Genomic DNA, 19918 nt, shown 5'->3' on the forward strand with positions numbered 1-19918 from the left:
CGCAGCCTCGCTATTCTCAGCCCGTGAATCGCACATGACTGAGTCTGTCGAGCTCTGGCGCTCTGATCCGTGGTTCCGAGTCGGCGCGCCCGACCTCACGAACCTGCGGACCTTCCATGCGACCGGACGCCGCATCACGGAAGCCGAACTTCTGCTCTACGTCGAGGCCGATCTCGAACTGTGCGACAACGGCGTCGTCCTCTTCGAGGAGCCGCGGTTCGAAGTCGCCACCCTTGCCCGGGAGCTGATTGCATGGGCGGGCGACGGCGCCGAGCCAGACCACGACTTCGAGCACAGCCCGGGCTCGTACGAAGAGCCAGGCGTCGTCCGCATCGCCCAGACCGGCGAGGGCTGGGTAGCTGGCTCATGCTTCGCCACCACGACGACCACCCCGCGCACCTGGGAGACCGTCAATGACTTCGTCGGTGCGTTCGTCACGGAGGTCCATCGGTGCACCGCGCGGTCCCTGCTCGATGCCGGGTGGTCGCTCCTAGGGGCGATGGCTGCCCTGTGCCGCGGGTTCGGTCTCCCGCTCACAGACTCACGGACGATCGTTCTGGAGGTGAGCGGCCAGGAACGTGAGTTCTGGGCGTTCCAGGAACAGGTCTGGGACGTCCTGGAAGCCCTCGCGGACGATGTTCAAACTGGCGAGGAGATTCCTTGACGCCGCCGAGACACCAGGCCAGCGTGGCGCGCCCGGCGGCGCTCTGAAACGGACGCGCCAAGGCACCGGCGGACAGCGCGAAAGGGCGGGTCGAACTCCATCGAGCTCGACCCGCCCTCGTACCACCTGCGATCGGGTTTACTCCGACGCAGCGACCGCCAGCGTCTTCTTCCCGCGCCGCAGGACGGCGAACCTGCCGTGCAGCAGGTCCTCGGTCGTCAGGGCCTGGTCCTCGGCGGTGACCTTGACGTTGTTCACGTAGGCGCCACCCTCCTTGACCGCGCGGCGTGCTTCGCCCTTGGAGGCGACGATCCCCGAACCCGCCAGCAGGTCCACGACGAGGTCGCCCGCCTTGGCGGTCACCCGCGGCAGCTCGCTCACAGCACCGGCGAGAGTTCGCTCGTCCAGACCGTCCAGCTCGCCGCGGCCGAACAGCGCCTGGCTCGCCGTGATGACCGCCTCGGTCGCGGCCGCGCCGTGCACCAGCGTGGTGACGTCGCCCGCGAGCGCCTTCTGGGCCTCGCGGGCGAAGGGCCGCTCGGCGACCTCGCGCTCCAGCTCCGCGATCTCCTCCCGGCTGCGGAAGGTGAACACCTTGAGGTAGTTCACGACGTCGGCGTCCGCCTGGTTGAGCCAGAACTGGTAGAAGGCGTAGGGGCTCGTCATGTCCGGGTCGAGCCAGACGGCGCCGCCCTCGGTCTTGCCGAACTTGGTGCCGTCGGCCTTGGTGATGAGAGGCGTGGTGAGCGCGTGGGCGCTCACCCCCTCGGCCTTGCGGACCAGCTCGACGCCGGCGAGCAGGTTGCCCCACTGGTCGCTGCCGCCCGTCTGCAGGGTCACCCCGCGGCGCCGGTACAGCTCGAGGAAGTCCATCCCCTGCAGCACCTGGTAGCTGAACTCGGTGAAGCTGATGCCCTCGTCCGAGCTGAGCCGCCGCGCGACCGTGTCCTTGGCGAGCATGGTGCTCATCCGGAAGTGCTTGCCGATGTCGCGCAGGAACGCGATCGCCGACAGTCCTGACGTCCAGTCCAGGTTGTTCACCATCGTGGCGGCGTTGGGTCCGTCCCAGACGAGCAGCGGCTCGATCTGGCCGCGGATGCGGTCGACCCAGCCCGCGACGACCTCCGGGTCGTTGAGCGTGCGCTCGCCGGCCATCTTGGGGTCGCCGATGAGCCCGGTCGCGCCGCCGACCAGGGCGGTGGGCCGGTGCCCGGCGTCCTGCAGGCGGCGTGCGGTCAGGATCTGGACCAGGTTGCCGATGTGCAGGGACGGCGCGGTGGGGTCGAAGCCCACGTAATAGTCGACGGTGCCCTCCGACAGTGCAGAACGCAGCGCGGCCTCGTCGGTGGACTGTGCCACCAGGCCTCGCCATTGCAGCTCGTCGAGGATGTCGGTCACCGTGGTTGCTCCTTGTTTCGCGTGGGTGCGGCCCGGGCGGGCCGCACGGCGTGCCCTTCGTGGGTTCGCAGGTCCTAGTCTGCCCGACGGCGGTGCGGGGCTCGCCTTCATTCCGCCCGGCACCTACGCGAATCTGGCTTGCGCCTCCGGGCTCACGGGCGTGAAGCAGTTCACCAGAGTGCCGTCCGGGTCTCGCACGAGCAGCGACCGGTTGCCCCACGGCATCGTTGTCGGTGCGGTCACGGTCTCGACCGTGTCGCCGACCCTGGTGAACAGCGCGTCCACGTCGTCGACGAGGAACTCCACGATGGCCGTGCGGTTGTCCGCAGGTCCTGCGGAGCCCGGACCGAAGAGCTGGACCGTGCGGGTGCTGCCGATGGCGAGGGTGCCCTTGTCCGTGCGCAGCTCGGCGAACTCGGGGGACGGCCGGTCCGCCGTGACACCGGTGAGGTGCTCGTAGAAGGCCGTCAGCCGGTCGACGTCGTCGGTGATGAGGCGCACAGACGCGAGGGTCGTGTGGTTCATGGTGGTGGACCTCCTGGTCGTGGCCACGGACTCCCCGCGGCTCACGACCAGCGTCTCCCCGCTCAGCGACACCCCTCTGTCGGTGTTTCCCGACGATCTTCTCCTCGCGGCGTGAGCCGGAGTCAGCCGGAGTCAGCCGGAGTCAGCCCAGGAGTGTCAGGGTGCGCAGGTCCCCCTCCGGGACCTGGACATCTTCCGGCTGAACGACCCTTCGGGGCGCACGCTCGCTGGTTGCCGTGACACCGTCGATGCGGTCGAGGCGGAAAGCGCGGATCCCGTCGCGCAGCCGGCACCAGGCCAGCAGGTACCACCCGGTGGACGACCCGACATAACCGAGCGGCTCGACGTCACGCGTGGTCCCGGTACCCGCACGGTCCGTGTACCGCAGACGCAGGACCCTGCGCGCGGAGATCGCGTGGGCGAGGACCGCGGGAACCGGGGGCACCTCCGGTGGCACCCCGAGCAGGTGCACACGGCCTGCGAGGTCGTGGGCGGCAGTCGCGTCGTCGTCCCGCATGGCCGCGAGAATCTTGCGCAGGGCCGTCGATCCCGCGGTCGCGAACGGTGTCCCGGCCATACCGCCCAGCGCGACGGCGACAGCGACCGCCTCGTCGGGGCTGAAGTTCACCGGCGGCAGCGTTCTGGCGCGGTCCAGGCAGTAGCCCCCGGTGCGGCCGGGCTCGGCCCATACGGGCACACCCGTCTGCTGCAGTGCGCTGATGTCGCGCTCGATGGTCCGTCGGCTGACCTCGAACCGGTCGGCCAACCACGACGCGCTCCGCGGACGCGGGGAGACGGCTCGCAGCTCCTCGACGATCGCGTACATGCGGTCGGTCCTGTTCACCCGGCGAGCCTATGCGGCCCGTGCGATGAGTTCTGGTGCGCGTCGTCGTCGGACGTTCCATGGAAACGAAAAAGCCTCAGCGCTCAGCCTCCCGGTCAGGCAGGCTGGAATCATGACCGACCACGACATGCCCGGCTGGAAGCGGAACGTAGCGTTGTTCCTGACCGGACAGACGATCTCGCTGCTCGGGTCCATGCTGGTCATGTTCGCCGTCATGTGGCACCTGACCATCGAGACCCAGTCCGGCGCTGTGCTCATGATGAGCATCGTCTTCGGCATGCTGCCGCAGGCGGTCATGTCGATCTTCGGCGGCGTGTGGGCCGACCGGCACTCCCGCAAGCTCCTGATCATGGGCGCCGACACGACCATCGCCGTGGTCACGCTCGGACTGGCCCTGCTGATGGTCAGCGGTGTCGACGACCTGTGGGTCATCTACGTCGCGCTGGCCGTCCGGTCGACTTTCGCGGGCATCCAGACGCCCGCGGTGAGCGCGATGATCCCGCAGATCGCGCCGGCCGATCAGCTGATGCGCGTCAACGGCATCTTCCAGTCGATCCAGTCGGGAATGATGCTGCTCGCCCCCGCCCTGGCGGCCGTGGTCTATGCGTCCTTCGACATCGTCACGGTGTTCTTCGTGGACGCGGCGACGGCGCTCATCGGTGTCGGGATGCTCGCCCTGGTCACCGTGCCCCGTCTGGTGCGGGCCGACGCCGAGAGCGGACCGGTCAGCTACTTCGGCGACCTCGTCGCCGGTGTGCGGTACATCGGGTCGAACGGCCCCGTGAAGTGGCTGGTCTCGCTGTTCGCCCTGGTGATGTTCCTGGTCGGCGCACCGAGCTACCTGACGCCGCTGATGGTCACCCGCACGTTCGGCGACGAGGTGTGGAAGCTGACCGCCAACGAGCTGTTCTGGGGCGGCGGCATGCTGCTGGGCGGCATCATCATGGCCACCGTCGGCCCGCGGATCAAGCGCCGGGTGCGGCTCATGGTGGGTTCCGTGGTGACCACCGGCGTGCTCGTCGCGGGCCTTGGCTTCTCGACCAACATGTGGGTGTTCTTCGGGTTCGGCCTGCTGATCGGCATCACCTTCGCGACCCTCAACACGCCGGCGTTCACGATCCTCCAGGAGCGTGTGGAGCCGGAGATGCAGGGCCGGGTCTTCGGCTTCGTCGGGATCGTGATGACCGTCGCGATGCCGCTGTCCATGGTCGTGTTCGGCCCGCTGGCCGACCGGTACTCCGTCGAGTCGCTCCTGATCCTGGCCGGCGCCCTGCTGGTGGCCGTGCTGGGCGGCATCCTCGCCGTGCCGGCCGCTCGGCGCTCACTGGCGCAGGTCGACGTGGCGCCGGAGCCCACGGAGGGCGACCCCGGCTCGCGTGACAGGATTGACGTGTCCCACTGACTGTCTTGTCCCGCAGACAAAGCTGAGCGTTCGGAAGGTTCCTGTGAGCACCCCCAAGATCTATGCCCTGCACGAGAACCCCGAGTGGTTTCCCCCGTTCGCGGAGGCCTTCGCCGCCGAGGGCGTCGAGTACGTCGAGTGGGTGCTGACGGACGGCGTGCTCGACCTCGACGAGGCACCGCCCGAGGGCGTCTTCTGGTCCCGCATCTCGGCGAGCAGCCACACGCGCGACCACGGGCTCACCAAGGACTACTCGCGCGCGGTGCTGTCCTGGCTGGAGGCCTCCGGGCGGCGCACCGTCAACGGCCGCCGCGTGCTGGAGCTCGAGGTCAGCAAGGTGGACCAGCTCACCGCGCTGCGCGCCGCCGGGATCGACACGCCGCGCACCGTGGCCGCCGTCGGGCGCGAGCAGGTGCTGAAGGCCGCGCAGGGGTTCCCCACCCCGTTCGTCACCAAGCACAACCAGGGCGGCAAGGGTCTCGGCGTGCGCAAGTTCGAGTCGTTCGACGACCTCGCCGACTACGTGGGCTCCGACGAGTACGAGGAGCCCGTGGACGGCATCACGCTGATCCAGGAGTACGTGGTCGCGGCCGACGGCGGTATCACCCGTGTCGAGATCGTCGGCGGCGAGATGGTCTACGCCGTGCGCGGCGACACGGAACGCGGCGGGTTCCAGCTCTGCCCCGCCGACGCGTGCGCGATCGACCCGGAGACGGGCCGGCCGATCCCGCCGGTGGGCGCGACCATCTCCATGGCGCCCGACGAGGACTGGGGCCTGTTCTCCGAGCGTGAGGGCTACGACGACCCGGTGGTCGCCAAGTACCTCGAGTTCACGCGGAAGCACGGGATCGAGGTGGCGGGGATCGAGAACATCCGGACCGCCGACGGCCGCGTGCTGACGTACGACGTGAACACCAACACGAACTACAACAGCGACGTCGAGCGGAGCACCGCGAGGTCGGGGCCGCGCGAGATCGTGCGGCACCTGGCCCGGGTGCTGAAGGAGACGTACCCGACCTGACCACGGTCGCCGATGCGGTGTGAGTTCGGTCCGACGATCGACCGACCTGATCGACTTCGGTCCCTTGCCTCGAGATCGGTCGTTTAATTGACCGATCTCAGAGCAAGGGACCGATCTCGTCGGCAACCGCAGGGCAAGGGACCGAAGTCGAGTGAGCGTGGTCAAGCCTTGCGGTAGAGCGAGACGGTCGGCTCGGCGTCCAGCCAGAAGCGCCAGGGGAAGAGGTCGGCGCGGCCGCCGTCACCGCTCACGCCTACGCGTGGGCCGGTGCGGATGGCGGCGGGGGTCTCGACAGGCTCGACCAACGGGGACGGCTCGATCAACGGGGACGCGACCAACGGGCGGGCGAGCACCACGTCGCCGTCGGGATCTGTGACGTCCACGCCGTCGGCGGACAGGTCGAGCCCCAGGGCGACCGCCAGGCGGGCCGGGCCGCGTGCGAGGTCGCGGTCGGTCCGGACCACGCCGGACGCGAGCCGGCGGGAGCGGGCCAGGTCGGCGCCGTCGACCACCTCGCCGGCTCGGACCAGCACCGCCGAGGCCTCCCCCTCCGGGCCGCACACCAGGTTGACGCAGTGGTGCAGGCCGAGATGGCGGTACACGTACAGCCGTCCGGGCTCGCCGAACATCGTCGCGTTCCGCCGGTTGGGGCCACGAAAGGCGTGCGAGCCGGGGTCGGTGGCGCCGTCGTACGCCTCCACCTCGGTGAGGCGGAGGGAGACGACGCCGTCGGGCGTGCGCGTCGTGAGCGTGGCCCCCAGCAGGTCCCGGGCGACATCGAGAACTGGTCGCAGGTACCAGTCCCTGCCCGGGACGCTGCTGAGGACGGCGTCGGGAGCCTTCATGCCCCGATCATGCACGGACCCGCTACGCGAACGCGAAGACGGGCGGGAAGATCACGACCACGATCAGCGCCCACACGGCGTACGCCGGGAGGTACCGCGTCTGCCAGCGCTCGATCGGGGCGAACGGCCGTGCGCCCCGGAGGAACCCGACGGTCAACCAGGCCGACCAGGCCAGGTGCACCAGCAGCACCAGGTTCAGCCCGAGGGCCGCGACCTTGTTGGCGCTGAACCCGAACTCGGCGATGCGGGTCAGCATCGCGCTCAGGGTGACCGCGTCGACCGCGAGCGCCGCGACCACCAGCACGAGCTGGAGGACGTCGAAGAGGCCGGGCGGAGCGAGCGAGTCGCGGGCGGAGATCGAGTAGAGCAGCAGGCACAGGACCAGCACGAGCACCGCGTCCATGAGGATGAGCAGCTCGCGGTCGACGTCGAGCAGGCCGCCCGTGGTCGCGAAGACACCGAGGAAGACGAGCAGCATCACGATGGTCAGCGGCGTGAAGACACGGGTCAGGACCGGTGCGATGTTCTCGACGACGTTCTGCTTGGCCTCGACCAGCCACGCCGCCACGATGAGCGCGCCGGGCACGCAGAACGGCAGGATCCAGGACTCGAGGACGGGCTCGAAGTCGACGCCGACCAGGCCGAGGGTGCCGAGCGTGAGTCCGATCAGCACTCCCCCGCCCAGGGCCAGCAGGACGAAGTAGATCGCGAGCTCGCCGGTGAAGCGGACGTAGTCCATGCGTCGGGCGTCGGACCGCCATCTGCCGCCGGCGTACGCGACGGCGACCAGCGCCCACAGTGCGACTATCGAGTGGCTCGCCGCGAGGAACAGGGTCGAGCCGTCCGGCTCGAACGGGTAGACGTTCAGCACCACCGCGAGCAGCGCGAAGGGGACCAGGAGCGCCGCGCCGACCCGCCAGGTGAGCTTGCGCTTCCAGGCGAAGTAGCCAGCGAGGAACGGGAGCACGAGGAGCCCGATGTTGCGCACGACGACCATCTCGTCGGCGAACAGCTCGACGCCCAGCTTGACCGCGGTTCCCGCGCCGAGGGCGAGCGCCAGGACGACGCCGAGCTCGCGCCAGGACCGCGCACCGCCGTCGGACGGTTCAGGGACGAGGACGAGCTGCTTCCACAGCCGGTCGGAGTGCTCGCGAGCGAACTCGCGGGAGACCTCGTCGAGGTTGCCCATGCGCTTGACGGAGACCAGGAAGGCCTCGTCGTCGTGGAGCCCGGTGCTGGTCAGGTCGGTCACCTGCTCACGCAGGTGGTCCTCCATCTCCTCGACGTCGCTCGCCGAGATGGCCCGACGGCGCTGGACGTAGCCGCGCCACTGGTCGATCTGCGCTTCGAGCTCGGGGTTGGTGCTCATCATGCCCACCCTTCTACGAGGACGGGAGGTCGCTGGACGTCCTGCCACACCTGCTTCAGTGCGTCGGCCACCACTGACCACTGCTGCTGCCGGTCGGCGAGCGTCTCGCGGCCGGCCGGCGTGATCGCGTAGTGCTTGCGGCGGCGTCCTGCCTCCGAGGTTCCCCAGCTCGCCTCCACGTACCCGAGCCGCTCCAGCCGGTGCAGCAAGGGGTACAGCATCCCGTCGGTCCACTGCATGCGCCCGCCGGAGAGCTCGTTGACGCGCTTGACTATCGCGTATCCGTACGACTCGCCGTCGGCCAGGATGCCGAGGACGAGCGGGGTGGCCGAGGCAGCCACCAGATCCTTGTCGATGTGCATAGCACTCCTATGCCTAGGTCTTCTAGGGTTAGAACCCTAGCAGATCTAGGCCTAGCGGATCTAGGTATTGGATCTTCGTCAGTCGGCGGCCTGGATCTCGACCCGCTCGATCGTGACGGGGACCTCGGGGGGACCCTCTGCGGCGTCGTCCTGGACCCCTTCCGCCCCGACCGCCCTGAGCAGGTCGAGACCGCTCGTGACCCGGCCGAAGACCGTGTACCCGCCGGCGGAGTCCGGCGGGACGTGCGAGTCGGCGAACACCAGGTAGAACTGCGAGCCCATCGAGTCGGGGTCGCCGGTCGAGCGCGCCATCGCTAGGGTCCCGGCCGGGTAGACGCCGTCGTCCGGCGCGTTCTCCAGCGGGCCGAACCGGTACCCCGGGCCGCCGGCGCCGGTGAACGTCGGGTCACCGCACTGCAGTCCCGAGACCTCCCCCGTGTACAGCCGGTGGCAGCCGGTCCCGTCGAAGTACCCGCCGTCGGCGAGCGTGAGGAACGAGGCGACGGCGTGCGGGGCCGTCGCGCCGTCGAGCTCCAGGCCGATCTCGCCGACGCACGTGTCGAGCACGACCTCCCACGTGCGGCCCTGGGCGGCCGACGCGTCCGGCAGGCTGTACGTCGCCCGCTCCTCGGTGGAGGCCGACGGGCAGTCGGCCGCGGCCGCCGCTACGTCGACCGGCTCGTCGCCACGGCCGTTCAGGAGCACGGCGGCCAGGACGGCGCCTGCCGCGACCACGACGGCGCCGCCGGCCACGGCGGCCCAGAAGCCGCGTCCGCGGCGGAGCTTGCGATGACCGTGCCCGACGGCGGGCGGCTCGGCGGCCGGTACCTCTGGCGACGCCGGCGTGGGCAGCTGCGTGGCCGCCACGTGGGTGGGGTCATGGGCCTCGCGTGCGGGCGCGTCCACAGGTCCGACCAGGGGCACCGAGGGCGCCGGGCCCGCCGGGGAGGCCGGGGAGGCCGGGGGCACCGCGACACCCGCGTCCACCGTCACGATCCCGTTGCGTTCCGCGATCATCTCGGCGACCGGGCCGGTGAGCCACGGCCGGTCCGAGGCGTCGCCGTCCGCCAGGCTCTCCAGGACCTCGCCGACGCCCGGCCGGGCAGCGGGGTCCTTGGCGAGGCACGCCGCCACGAGGGCGCGCAGCTCCGGCGGCACGGCGGCCAGGTCGGGCTCCGCGTGCACCAGCCGGTAGACCATCGCCTCCATCCTGCCGCTGCCGAACGGGCTGCGGCCCGTCGCGGCGAACGCGAGCACGCCACCCAGGGAGAACACGTCGCCCGCGGTGGTGACCTCCTCGCCGAGCGCCTGCTCGGGCGGCATGTACGCGGGCGTCCCCAGGAACGCCCGGGACGTGGTGGCCGACGCCGAGTCCAGGGCGCGGGTGATGCCGAAGTCGATGACGCGCGGGCCGTCGGCGGCGAGCACGATGTTGGCCGGCTTCAGGTCCCGGTGCACGAGACCGGCGGCGTGGATCGTCGCGAGGCCCTCCGCCAGACCGGCGCCGATCGCCCGCACGGCCTCGACGGCGAACGGCCCCTGCGCGTCGACCGCGGCGTGGAGCGTCGGCCCGGGGATGTAGCTCGTCGCCATCCACGGCCGGTCGGCGCCGGTGTCCGCGTCCACCACCGCCGCCGTGTAGAAACCGCCGACCCGGCGTGCCGCGGCGACCTCACGCTCGAACCGCCGTCGGAACCGGTCGTCGGCGGACAGCTCAGAGCTCACCACCTTGACCGCTACCTCGCGCCCGCCGCGCGACCGCCCCAGGTAGACGGCGCCCATCCCCCCGCGACCCAGACGGCCGAGCAGACGGTAGGGCCCCACGGAGGCAGGGTCGTTCGTGCCGAGCGGTTCGAGGAACACATGCCTGCCTTCGTTGGACGACACCCACCTGCGCGGGCAGTCTTCCAGTGCCCTCGACGGGCTGTAAACCATTCGGTCGACCTGGGCGGCGAGCCCTGCGCGGGTCAGGCAGGCTGGCCGAACCCGTCCAGCCGCACGTCAGCGCGCTCCCGGGTGGCCTCGCGCTCGTAGTGGGCCGCCTCCTGCGTCATCCAGCGCAGCCAGTGGTCGCGTGCGTCGTCGCCGTCACGCTCCAGCCCGCGGCGCAGGCGCTCGACGTCGTCCGCCGCCACCCAGATGCGGAACGCGCCCAGCGCGTCCACCTGGCGCGCCGCCGCACCGCACCCTTCCACCACGAGGTGGGTCGACGGCGGGACGTCGTGCCACTCGGCCCAGTCGTCCTCCACCCAGTCGTACCGCCGGTAGCGGACGGGCTCCCCCGCCGCCAGCGGGTCGAGGACCCACCGGCGCAGGTTGGCGGCGCCGGCGTCCGGGCCACCGGCCCAGCCCTCGTAGAGGTCGTCCATGTGGACCACCGGGGCCTCGAACGCGTCGGCGAGCTGAGCGGCCAGCGTCGTCTTGCCGGAGCCGGCCGGTCCGTCGACGCACACGAGGCGCGCGTCGGCGGACCGGATCCGGCTCAGCAGCTCTCCGAGCACGGCAGGCGAGACGGTCACGCGAAATCATCCCTTCCCATCGCGAAGTAGAGCGTCTGTCCGGACGCACGCTCTACTTCGCCATTCCCGGGACGGCGGGGTAGAGCGTGCGTCCGGACAGACGCTCTACTTCGCGGAGTTGGTTATTCCGGGGTGGCCCAGAAGCGGTATTCCGTGGAGCGCTCCTTGGCCTGCTCGATCTGTTCGCGGACGCGGGCCGGGGCGGTGCCGCCTACCGCGTCGCGCGAGGCCAGCGAACCCTCTACCGAGAGGACGCCGCGCACCTCGGGCGTGAGGTGCTCCGAGATCTTGGCCAGGTCCTCGTCGGACAGGTCCCACAGCTCGATGCCGCGCGCCTCGCACTCCTGCACGCAGGAGCCGGCCACCTCGTGCGCCACCCGGAACGGGACGCCCTGCCGGACGAGCCACTCGGCGATGTCGGTGGCGAGCGAGAAGCCCTGCGGGGCGAGCTCCGCCATCCGGTCGGTGTCGAAGACCATGGTCCGGACCATGCCGCTGAACGCGGGCAGCACGGTCGTGAGCGTCGCCACCTGGTCGAACACCGGCTCCTTGTCCTCCTGCAGGTCGCGGTTGTACGCGAGCGGGAGGCCCTTGAGCGTGGTGAGCAGGCCCGTGAGGTCGCCGATCACGCGCCCGGCCTTGCCGCGCGCGAGCTCGGCGATGTCCGGGTTCTTCTTCTGCGGCATGATCGACGAGCCCGTGGAGTACGCGTCGTCCAGCCGGACGAACCCGAACTCCTTCGTGTTCCAGAGGATGACCTCCTCCGCGATCCGCGACAGGTCGACGGCGATCATCGCGGCGACGAACGCGAACTCCGCCGCGACGTCGCGCGAGGCGGTCCCGTCGATCGAGTTCTCGACCGGCCCGCCCTCCAGCCCCAGGTCGGCGGCGACGGCCGCCGGGTCCAGCCCGAGGGACGAGCCCGCGAGCGCGCCGGAGCCGTAGGGCGACTTCGAGGCGCGCACGTCCCAGTCGAGGAAACGGTCGACGTCGCGCAGCATCGGCCAGGCGTGCGCGAGGAGGTGGTGCGCCAGCAGGACCGGCTGGGCGTGCTGCAGGTGGGTGCGGCCCGGCATCGGGGCGTCGCCGGCGGCCTCCGCCTGGGTGATCAGCTCGTCCACCAGGTCCAGGAGCTGCGCGGCGATTGTGCGCGCCTGGTCGCGCAGGTAGAGCCGCACGAGCGTGGCGATCTGGTCGTTGCGGGACCGGCCGGCGCGGAGCTTGCCGCCCAGATCCTCCCCGGCGCGCTCCAGCAGCCCGCGTTCGAGGGCGGTGTGCACGTCCTCGTCGTCGAGCACCGGGAGGAAGGCGCCGGAGGCGACGTCCTGCTCCAGCATGTCCAGGGCGTCGATCATCCTGGCCAGCTCCGGCTCGGTGAGCAGGCCGGCGCCCGCCAGGACCCGGGCGTGCGCCTTGGAGCCGGCGATGTCGTACGGCGCGAGCCGCCAGTCGAAGTGCGTCGACTGCGAGAGCGCGGCGAGCTCCGGCGACGGACCGCCGGCGAACCGGCCGCCCCAGAGGGCCACCTTCTCGCCGGACGGCGCGCCCACGGTGCCGGACGACGCCGGCTGCGCGATGCTCTGCCCAGCGAGGCCCTGGCCCTGCGCGTCCTGAGGTGTGCCGTCGTGCTCCGTCACAGCGCCCCGACCCCCAGGTCCACGCCGTTGCCGAACTTCTCGTCGCGCGCGGCGGCGAGCTTGGCGGTCAGGCCGTAGATCTCGATGAACCCGCGGGCCTGCGACTGGTCGAACGCGTCGCCCTCGTCGTAGGTGGCGAGGTTGAAGTCGTACAGCGACTGCTCCGAGCGGCGTCCCGTGACGGTGGCGCGCCCGCCGTGCATGACCATGCGGATGTCGCCGGAGACGTACTTCTGGGTGTCGTCGATGAAGACGTCGAGCGACTTCTTCAGCGGCGAGAACCACATGCCGTCGTAGACGAGCTCGCTCCAGCGCTGCTCCACCTGGCGCTTGAACCGGGCCTGCTCCCGCTCGACGGTGACGTTCTCCAGCTCCTGGTGCGCGGCGATGAGCGCGATGGCGCCGGGCGCCTCGTAGATCTCACGGGACTTGATGCCCACGAGGCGGTCCTCGACGATGTCGATCCGGCCGACACCCTGGGCGCCGGCGCGGCGGTTCATCTCCTGGATGGCCTGCAGCGGGGTGACGGCGACGCCGTCGAGCGCCACGGGCACACCCTGCTCGAACGTGATGATGACCTCGTCCGCCACCGGCGGGAACGTCGGGTCGTCCGTGTAGGAGTAGACGTCCTTGGTGGGCTCGTTCCAGATGTCCTCGAGGAAGCCCGTCTCCACCGCACGGCCCCAGACGTTCTGGTCGATCGAGAAGGGGTTCTTCTTCGTCGTCGCGATCGGCAGGTCGTGCTTCTCCGCGTAGTCGATGGCCTTCTCGCGGGTCAGCGCGAGGTCGCGCACGGGCGCGATCGACTTCAGGTCGGGGGCGAGCGACGTCGTCGCGACCTCGAAGCGGACCTGGTCGTTGCCCTTGCCGGTGCAGCCGTGGGCGACGGTCGAGGCACCGAACTGCCGGGCCGCCGCCACCATGTGCTTCACGATGACCGGCCGGGAGATGGCCGAGACCAGCGGGTAGCGGTCGAGGTACAGGCCGTTGGCCCGCAGCGCGGGCATGCAGTACTCGTTGGCGAACTCGTCGCGCGCGTCGGCGACGTACGCCTCGACGGCGCCGCAGTCCAGCGCGCGCTTGCGGATGACGTTCATGTCCTCGCCACCCTGGCCGACGTCGACGGCCACGGCGACCACCTCGGCCCCGGTGGCCTCGGCGATCCAGCCGATGGCGACGGAGGTGTCCAGGCCGCCCGAGTAGGCGAGCACGACGCGTTCAGTCATGATTGACGATCTCTTTCCGGTGGAGGTGTGTCAGGTGCGATTGTGAAGTGTTATCAGGTGCTCAGCGCGAGGAAGCGGCCCGCCAGCGCGGCGCCGTCGGCATCCCGCGCGATGACAAGGATCGTGTCGTCGCCGGCGATGGTGCCGAGCATCCCCGGGAACACCGAGTGGTCGATCGCCGAGGCCAGCAGGTTCGCTGCCCCCGGCGGGGTTCGGAGGACGACGAGGTTGCCGGACGACTCCGCGGAGACCAGCAGCTCCTTGGCGAGCCGGGTCAGCCGCGCCGAGAGGTACTCCTCGCTCGCGTCCGACTGCGTGCTGCGGTCCCCGCCCTCACCCGGGACGGCGTAGACGAGGGTGCCGTCGGAGCCGCGCACCTTCTCGGCCTGCAGCTCGATCAGGTCGCGCGAGAGGGTGCCCTGCGTGACGCTCACGCCGTCGGCCGCCAGCGCCTCGGCCAGCTCGGCCTGGGAGTGGATGGCGTTGCGCGTCACGATCTCGGTGATCCGGGCGTGCCGGGCCGCCTTGGTCGTGGCGGTCGTCGCGGTGGTCGCCGTCTGCTTGAGGACCATCAGCTCTGCCCCAGCAGCCAGGTCAGCAGCGCCTTCTGCGCGTGCAGCCGGTTCTCCGCCTCGTCCCAGACGACTGACTGCGGGCCGTCGATAACGGAGGCGGTGATCTCCTTGCCGCGGTAGGCGGGCAGGCAGTGCAGCACGAGCGCGCCCTCGGCGGCGCCCGCGAGCAGGTCGGCGTTCAGCTGGTAGTCCCAGAACGGCTTGGCGCGCTCCTCGGCCTCGGCCTCGTCGCCCATCGAGACCCAGGTGTCGGTGGCAACGACGTCCGCCCCCGCCACTGCCTCCTCGGCGGACGTCGTCACGGTGACCGAGCCCCCTGTCTCGCCGGCGATCTCGTGCGCGCGGGCGACGACCGCGGCGTCGGGCAGATAGCCCTCCGGACCCGCGATCCGCACGTGCATCCCCGCGGTGACGCAGCCCAGCAGGTAGGAGTTGCCCATGTTGTTCGCGGCGTCGCCCACGTAGGCGAACGTGGTGCCGGGCAGCGCGCCGAGCCCCCGGTGCTGCGCCACCGTGAGGAGGTCCGCGAGGATCTGGCACGGGTGGAAGTCGTCGGTCAGCGCGTTGATGACCGGCACGCGCGAGACAGCGGCCATCTCCTCGATGCGGTCCTGGCCGAACGTACGCCACGCGATCGCGGAGACCTGCCGGTCGAGCACCCGGGTGGTGTCCGCGATGGACTCGCGGACACCGATCTTGGCCAGGTTGCCGTCGACGACGAGTGGGAACCCGCCCAGCTCCGCGATGCCCGCCGCGAACGACACCTGGGTGCGCAGCGTCGGCTTGTCCGTGATGAACGCGACCGCACGCGGGCCCTCCAGGGGACGCCGGGCGAACCGGTCCGCGCGCAGGGCGAGGCCGAGCTCCAGGACCGTCTTCTGCTCGGCGGGCGTCAGGTCGTCGTCGCGCAGGAAGTGGCGGGTCATGCGGAGGGCTCCTTGGACTCGGAAGGGGTCTCGACAGGCTCGACCACCGGAGGGACGGGCTCGACCAGCGTCGCGAAGAAGCGGGCGGCCTCGGCGGCCTGGTCCGCGGTCAGGATCAGGGGCGGGGCGAGCCGGATCGCGTCGGGTGCCACGGCGTTCACGATGAACCCCGCCTCCAGCGCGGAGGCGGCCACCTGCGGCGCCACCGGCTCGTTCAGCACGACGGCGAGCAGCAGCCCGCGCCCGCGGACCTCCTTGACGAGCGGGCTGCCGCACATCTCGATCTCCTGGCGCAGCAGCGCACCGATCTCCCGCACGTTGGTGAGCAGGCCGTCGCGCTCGATGACGCCGATCGTCGCGAGGGCGGCGGCCGCCGCGACGGGGTTACCGCCGAAGGTGCTGCCGTGCTGGCCGCGGCCCACGAGGCGTGCGGCAGCGCCGTAGGCGATCACCGCGCCCACGGGGAAGCCGCCGCCGAGGCCCTTGGCGACCGTGACGACGTCGGGCACTATGCCGCCGCCGATCTCCGGCTGCTGGTAGGCGAACCAGGAACCGCACCGGCCCATGCCGGTCTGGACCTCGTCCAGGACGAGCAGCGCGCCGTGCGCGGTGGTCAGCCGGCGGGCGGCCACGAGGTAGCCCGGCGGCAGGGGGCGCACTCCTGCCTCACCCTGCACGGGCTCGACCACCAGCGCCGCGACCTCGCCGCGCTCGGCGATCGCCTGCGGCGAGAACGCTGCTTCCAGCGCCGTGAGGTCACCGAACGGCAGGTGCTCGACGCCGCCGGGGAGCGGCTCGAACGGCTCCCGGTAGGCGGCCTTCGCGGTGAGCGCGAGGGCGCCCATCGACCGGCCGTGGAAGCCGCCCTCCAGCGCGAGCACCCGTGTGCGGGTACCCACGCCGGACGACGACGCGACCCGGCGCGTCATCTTGAACGCCGCCTCGACCGCCTCGGTGCCGGAGTTGGTCAGGAACACGCGCGAGCCCTCGGGGGCCTCGGCGATCCGCAGCAGCGACTCGGCCAGCGCGATCTGGGCCGGCGTCCCGAAGAAGTTGGAGACGTGGCCGAGGGTGCCGAGCTGGGCGCTGATCGCCGCGGTCAGCGTCGGGTGCGCGTGGCCGAGCGTGTTGACGGCGATGCCGCCGAGCAGGTCGAGGTACCGCTTGCCGTCCGCGTCCCACACGTAGGCGCCCTCGCCGCGCACCAGGACGCGCTGCGGGGGGCCGAACGTGTCCATCACTGCGCCCGTGTACCGCTCGGTCCAGGCTGCGACGGAGCCGTTCGCGGACAGGACCGAGCCGTCCTCGGTGGGGATCAGCGTGCTCATGATGTGGCACCTCTCTGGGTCTCGACAGGCTCGACCAGCGGCTCGGGCTCGACCACCGGAGGCGCCGGGACGACCATCGTCCCGTTGCCTCGCGTGGTGAAGACCTCCAGCAGCACGCTGTGCGGCTGGCGGCCGTCGATGACCGTCGCGGCGGCCACTCCGCCCTCGACCGCGCGCAGGCAGGCCTCCATCTTCGGCACCATCCCCGACTCGAGGCTGGGCAGCAGCTCGGCCAGCTCCGGCGCGGTGATCCGCTCCACGAGCGAGCCCTTGTCGGGCCAGCTCGTGTACAGCCCCTCGACGTCGGTGAGCACGATGAGCTTCTTGGCGCCCAGCGCCACCGCGAGCGCCGAGGCGGCGGTGTCCGCGTTGACGTTCAGCACCTGGGTGGGGTCGTCCTTGTCGGGCGCGATCGTGGACACCACGGGGATGCGGCCGGCCTGCAGCAGGTCCTCGACGGCGCGCGGGTCGACCTGGACGACGTCGCCCACGAGGCCGACGTCGACGGGCTCGCCGTCCACCATGGCGTGGCGGCGTTCGGCTCCGAGCAGGCCGCCGTCCTCCCCCGAGAGGCCGACGGCGACGGGGCCGTGCGCGTTGATCAGGCCGACCAGCTCGCGGCTGACCTGGCCGGTCAGCACCATGCGGACCACCTCCATCGCCTCCGGGGTGGTGACGCGCAGGCCGCCCTTGAACTCCGAGGCGATGCCGAGCCGGTCGAGCATGGCGTTGATCTGCGGTCCCCCGCCGTGCACGACGACGGGCCGCAGCCCCACCTGCCGCAGGAACACCATGTCCTGGGCGAACGCGGCCTTGAGCTCGGCGTCCAGCATGGCGTTGCCGCCGTACTTGACGACGACGAGCGCGCCGGAGAACTCCTGCAGCCAGGGCAGGGCCTCGATCAGCACCTCTGCCTTCTGGTCGGGCCGCAGCCCGTTCACGATGTCGCTGCTCATGTGCTGTACGCGCTGTTCTCGTGGACGTAGTCGTGCGTGAGGTCGTTGGTCCAGAGCGTGATCTCGGCGTCGCCCGCGTGCAGGTCGATGGTGAACGTGACCTCGCGGGCCGCGGCCATGTCGACCTTCTCCGGCGGCTCGTACGCGCCGCCGGCCTTGCAGACCAGGACGCCGTTGACGCTCACGTCGAGCTCGGCAGGGTCGAACGGCGCGACCTCCTCGGGCACGGTGCCGACCTGGGAGAGGATGCGCCCCCAGTTGGGGTCGTTGCCGAAGACGGCGGCCTTGACCAGGTTGGACCGGCTCACGGCACGCGCGACGGCGAGCGCCGCGTCCTCGGTGGTGGCGTTCGTGACGGTGATCGCGATGTCGTGGGACGCACCCTCGGCGTCGGCGATAAGCTGCCGGGCCAGGTCGGCGCAGATGGCCGTGACGGCCTCGGTGAGCACGTCGAGGTCCGGCGTCACGCCGGAGGCGCCCGAGGCCATCAGGACCACGGTGTCCGAGGTGGACATGGCGCCGTCGGAGTCGACGCGGTCGAAGGTGACCCGCGTGGCCGCGCGCAGTGCGGCGTCGGCGTCCTGCGCCGGGACGACGGCGTCCGTGGTGATCACGCACAGCATGGTCGCCAGCGCCGGGGCCAGCATGCCAGCGCCCTTGGCCATGCCACCCACGGTGAAGCTGCCGGACGGCAGGTCGACGGTGCGCACCGCCGTCTTGGACACGGTGTCGGTGGTCATGATCGCGGTGGCAGCCGCGGTCCCGGCTGCCTCGTCCGCGGCGAGGGCGCCTACCGCGACGGGGATGCCCGCCAGGAGCTTGTCCGCTGCCAGGCGCACGCCGATCAGGCCGGTCGAGGCGACGAGCACGTCGATCGCGCCGATCCCGAGCTCGTCCGCGACCTTCTCGGCGGTGGCGTGCGCGTCCTGGAACCCGCCCGGGCCGGTGCACACGTTGGCGCCGCCGGAGTTCAGCACGACCGCGCGCGCGACACCGTCCTTGACCGCCTGGCGCGACCACATGACGGGCGCACCGACCACGCGGTTGCTCGTGAACACCGCGGCGGCGGCGAACTCGGGGCCGTCGTTGACGACGAGCGCCAGGTCCGGCGTGCCGGACGCCTTGAGGCCTGCGGTGACGCCGGCGGCCCGGAACCCCTGGGCTGCGGTGACCCCCGCTGCGGTGTCGGTCATGGCGCGACTCCTTCGGTGATGAGGCCGGCGGTCTCCCGCAGGCCGAGGGCGAGGTTCATGGACTGGATGGCGGCGCCGGCGGTCCCCTTGACGAGGTTGTCGATGGCGGTGATCGTGACGACCCGGCGGGCTGCGGCGTCGACCGCCACCTGCACGCACGCCGTGTTGGCGCCCAGCGTCATCGCCGTGCTCGGCCACTGGCCCTCCGGGAGCAGGTGCACGAACGGCTCGTCGGCGTACGCGGCCTCCCATGCCGCGCGGACCTGCTCCGGGTCGACACCCTTGGCCAGCGGCGCCGTCGCGGTCGCGAGGATGCCCCGCGCCATCGGCACGAGCGTGGGCGTGAAGCTGATGGTCACCTCGGGCGCGCCGGCGGCCCGCAGGTTCTGCTGGATCTCCGGGATGTGCCGGTGCGTGCCGCCCACCGCGTACGGCTGTGCGGACCCGAGCGCCTCGCTCGCCAGGAGGTGCGGCTTGAGCGCCTTGCCCGCGCCCGAGTAGCCGTTGGCCAGCACGGCGACGATGTCCGTCGGCTCCACGACGCCGGCAGCGACACCGGGCTGGAGGCCGAGCGTGACCGCCGTGACGTTGCAGCCGGGTACCGCGATGCGGCGGGCGCCGGCCAGCTTGTCGCGCTGCCGGGCGGCCGTGGCGACGTCGGCACCGGGCGCCACCGCATGGATCAGCTCGGGCATGCCGTAGGGCCAGGTCCCCGCGTGCGCGGAGCCGTAGAACTGCTCCCAGTCGCTCGCGGACTCCAGCCGGTGGTCGGCGCCCAGGTCGATGACCAGGACGTCGTCCGGGAGCTCGGCCGCGATCTTCCCCGACGCGCCGTGCGGCAGGCCGAGCAGCACCACGTCGTGCCCGGCCAGAGTGTCCGGCGTGGTCGGCTCCAGGATGCGGTGCGCGAGGCCGCGCAGGTGCGGCTGGACCTCGCCGAGGCTCGACCCGGCGCTCGAGTGCGCGGTGAGCGTGCCGATCTCGACGAAAGGGTGGGCCGCGAGGAGGCGCAGGGCCTCCCCTCCCGCATAACCGGACGCGCCGGCGACGGCGACACGGATGAGCTGGCTGCTGGACATATTCGGTACTATACATAATTATGCAGAGGGGCGAAACCGCGGAGGCGAC

The 19918-nt window shown here is 71.3% G+C and carries 19 protein-coding genes; 3 read left to right on the plus strand and 16 right to left on the minus strand.

Annotated features, from left to right (window positions below):
* Nucleotides 1-34 precede the first annotated feature (34 nt).
* Nucleotides 35-664 (plus strand): hypothetical protein, encoded by a 630-nt coding sequence (locus ACNYC2_RS15955; protein WP_419702733.1) that lies wholly within the window; start codon nucleotides 35-37, stop codon nucleotides 662-664.
* A 138-nt stretch (nucleotides 665-802) separates the two neighbouring features.
* Here the strand turns inward: ACNYC2_RS15955 and tyrS are convergent, their stop codons facing one another.
* The 3 genes from tyrS to ACNYC2_RS15970 all read right to left on the minus strand — a co-directional run bounded on the left by tyrS (nucleotide 803) and on the right by ACNYC2_RS15970 (nucleotide 3431).
* Entirely contained in the window at nucleotides 803-2062 is a 1260-nt protein-coding gene (gene tyrS, locus ACNYC2_RS15960) for a tyrosine--tRNA ligase (protein ID WP_419702734.1), read from the minus strand.
* A 123-nt stretch (nucleotides 2063-2185) separates the two neighbouring features.
* Nucleotides 2186-2587 (minus strand): VOC family protein, encoded by a 402-nt coding sequence (locus tag ACNYC2_RS15965; RefSeq protein ID WP_419702735.1) that lies wholly within the window; start codon nucleotides 2585-2587, stop codon nucleotides 2186-2188.
* 142 nt (nucleotides 2588-2729) lie between these two features.
* A complete protein-coding gene (locus ACNYC2_RS15970) occupies nucleotides 2730-3431 on the minus strand; it encodes a helix-turn-helix transcriptional regulator (RefSeq protein ID WP_419702736.1) in 702 nt (233 codons plus the stop codon).
* Nucleotides 3432-3543: 112 nt separating this feature from the next.
* On the opposite strand from ACNYC2_RS15970, the gene ACNYC2_RS15975 reads away from it, so the two are divergent.
* Nucleotides 3544-4833 carry an MFS transporter gene (locus ACNYC2_RS15975; RefSeq protein WP_419702737.1) on the plus strand — a complete coding sequence of 430 codons (1290 nt, stop codon included), beginning with the start codon at nucleotides 3544-3546 and terminating at the stop codon, nucleotides 4831-4833.
* 43 nt (nucleotides 4834-4876) lie between these two features.
* Nucleotides 4877-5854 (plus strand): ATP-grasp domain-containing protein, encoded by a 978-nt coding sequence (locus ACNYC2_RS15980; RefSeq protein ID WP_419702738.1) that lies wholly within the window; start codon nucleotides 4877-4879, stop codon nucleotides 5852-5854.
* Nucleotides 5855-6015: 161 nt separating this feature from the next.
* Here the strand turns inward: ACNYC2_RS15980 and ACNYC2_RS15985 are convergent, their stop codons facing one another.
* The 13 genes from ACNYC2_RS15985 to argC form a co-directional block, all read right to left on the minus strand.
* A complete protein-coding gene (locus tag ACNYC2_RS15985; protein ID WP_419702739.1) occupies nucleotides 6016-6699 on the minus strand; it encodes a DNA-3-methyladenine glycosylase in 684 nt (227 codons plus the stop codon).
* A 22-nt stretch (nucleotides 6700-6721) separates the two neighbouring features.
* The gene (locus ACNYC2_RS15990) at nucleotides 6722-8071 is read right to left on the minus strand and encodes a permease prefix domain 1-containing protein (RefSeq protein WP_419702740.1); all 1350 of its coding nucleotides are present in this window, start codon (nucleotides 8069-8071) and stop codon (nucleotides 6722-6724) included.
* Entirely contained in the window at nucleotides 8068-8430 is a 363-nt protein-coding gene (locus tag ACNYC2_RS15995; RefSeq protein ID WP_419702741.1) for a PadR family transcriptional regulator, read from the minus strand. The genes ACNYC2_RS15990 and ACNYC2_RS15995 overlap by 4 nt, the downstream gene beginning before the upstream one ends.
* Nucleotides 8431-8508: 78 nt before the next feature.
* Complete coding sequence (locus tag ACNYC2_RS16000; RefSeq protein ID WP_419702742.1) at nucleotides 8509-10254, minus strand: protein kinase domain-containing protein; 1746 nt, start codon at nucleotides 10252-10254, stop codon at nucleotides 8509-8511.
* Nucleotides 10255-10397: 143 nt separating this feature from the next.
* Complete coding sequence (locus tag ACNYC2_RS16005) at nucleotides 10398-10949, minus strand: uridine kinase family protein (RefSeq protein ID WP_419702743.1); 552 nt, start codon at nucleotides 10947-10949, stop codon at nucleotides 10398-10400.
* Nucleotides 10950-11071: 122 nt separating this feature from the next.
* Nucleotides 11072-12526, minus strand: a complete 1455-nt coding sequence (argH, locus tag ACNYC2_RS16010; protein WP_419707843.1) for an argininosuccinate lyase — start codon at nucleotides 12524-12526, stop codon at nucleotides 11072-11074.
* A gap of 56 nt (nucleotides 12527-12582) precedes the next feature.
* Complete coding sequence (locus ACNYC2_RS16015) at nucleotides 12583-13812, minus strand: argininosuccinate synthase (RefSeq protein ID WP_116674675.1); 1230 nt, start codon at nucleotides 13810-13812, stop codon at nucleotides 12583-12585.
* A 53-nt stretch (nucleotides 13813-13865) separates the two neighbouring features.
* A complete protein-coding gene (locus ACNYC2_RS16020; protein ID WP_419702744.1) occupies nucleotides 13866-14384 on the minus strand; it encodes an arginine repressor in 519 nt (172 codons plus the stop codon).
* On the minus strand, nucleotides 14384-15313 hold the full coding sequence (gene argF, locus ACNYC2_RS16025; RefSeq protein WP_419702745.1) for an ornithine carbamoyltransferase: 930 nt from the start codon (nucleotides 15311-15313) through the stop codon (nucleotides 14384-14386). Before argF ends, ACNYC2_RS16020 begins: the two co-directional genes overlap by 1 nt.
* Complete coding sequence (locus ACNYC2_RS16030; protein ID WP_419702746.1) at nucleotides 15310-16641, minus strand: acetylornithine transaminase; 1332 nt, start codon at nucleotides 16639-16641, stop codon at nucleotides 15310-15312. Before ACNYC2_RS16030 ends, argF begins: the two co-directional genes overlap by 4 nt.
* Nucleotides 16638-17597 (minus strand): acetylglutamate kinase, encoded by a 960-nt coding sequence (gene argB, locus ACNYC2_RS16035; protein ID WP_419702747.1) that lies wholly within the window; start codon nucleotides 17595-17597, stop codon nucleotides 16638-16640. Before argB ends, ACNYC2_RS16030 begins: the two co-directional genes overlap by 4 nt.
* Entirely contained in the window at nucleotides 17594-18790 is a 1197-nt protein-coding gene (argJ, locus tag ACNYC2_RS16040; RefSeq protein WP_419702748.1) for a bifunctional glutamate N-acetyltransferase/amino-acid acetyltransferase ArgJ, read from the minus strand. Before argJ ends, argB begins: the two co-directional genes overlap by 4 nt.
* Nucleotides 18787-19869, minus strand: a complete 1083-nt coding sequence (gene argC, locus ACNYC2_RS16045; protein ID WP_419702749.1) for an N-acetyl-gamma-glutamyl-phosphate reductase — start codon at nucleotides 19867-19869, stop codon at nucleotides 18787-18789. Before argC ends, argJ begins: the two co-directional genes overlap by 4 nt.
* Nucleotides 19870-19918 lie beyond the last annotated feature (49 nt).

The sequence above is a fragment of the Promicromonospora sp. NFX87 genome, from assembly GCF_048564965.1.
Classification (GTDB): Bacteria; Actinomycetota; Actinomycetes; order Actinomycetales; family Cellulomonadaceae; genus Promicromonospora.

Coding starts and splice junctions, on each gene's coding strand:
- ACNYC2_RS15995 (WP_419702741.1), bottom strand. CDS start 8,430: ATGCACATCGACAAGGATCTGGTGGCTGCCTCGGCCACCCCGCTCGTC.
- argF (WP_419702745.1), bottom strand. CDS start 15,313: ATGACCCGCCACTTCCTGCGCGACGACGACCTGACGCCCGCCGAGCAG.
- argJ (WP_419702748.1), bottom strand. CDS start 18,790: ATGACCGACACCGCAGCGGGGGTCACCGCAGCCCAGGGGTTCCGGGCC.
- ACNYC2_RS15985 (WP_419702739.1), bottom strand. CDS start 6,699: ATGAAGGCTCCCGACGCCGTCCTCAGCAGCGTCCCGGGCAGGGACTGG.
- ACNYC2_RS15955 (WP_419702733.1), top strand. CDS start 35: ATGACTGAGTCTGTCGAGCTCTGGCGCTCTGATCCGTGGTTCCGAGTC.
- ACNYC2_RS15965 (WP_419702735.1), bottom strand. CDS start 2,587: ATGAACCACACGACCCTCGCGTCTGTGCGCCTCATCACCGACGACGTC.
- ACNYC2_RS16015 (WP_116674675.1), bottom strand. CDS start 13,812: ATGACTGAACGCGTCGTGCTCGCCTACTCGGGCGGCCTGGACACCTCC.
- argC (WP_419702749.1), bottom strand. CDS start 19,869: ATGTCCAGCAGCCAGCTCATCCGTGTCGCCGTCGCCGGCGCGTCCGGT.
- ACNYC2_RS15990 (WP_419702740.1), bottom strand. CDS start 8,071: ATGATGAGCACCAACCCCGAGCTCGAAGCGCAGATCGACCAGTGGCGC.
- ACNYC2_RS15975 (WP_419702737.1), top strand. CDS start 3,544: ATGACCGACCACGACATGCCCGGCTGGAAGCGGAACGTAGCGTTGTTC.
- ACNYC2_RS16020 (WP_419702744.1), bottom strand. CDS start 14,384: ATGGTCCTCAAGCAGACGGCGACCACCGCGACGACCGCCACGACCAAG.
- argB (WP_419702747.1), bottom strand. CDS start 17,597: ATGAGCAGCGACATCGTGAACGGGCTGCGGCCCGACCAGAAGGCAGAG.
- ACNYC2_RS16030 (WP_419702746.1), bottom strand. CDS start 16,641: ATGAGCACGCTGATCCCCACCGAGGACGGCTCGGTCCTGTCCGCGAAC.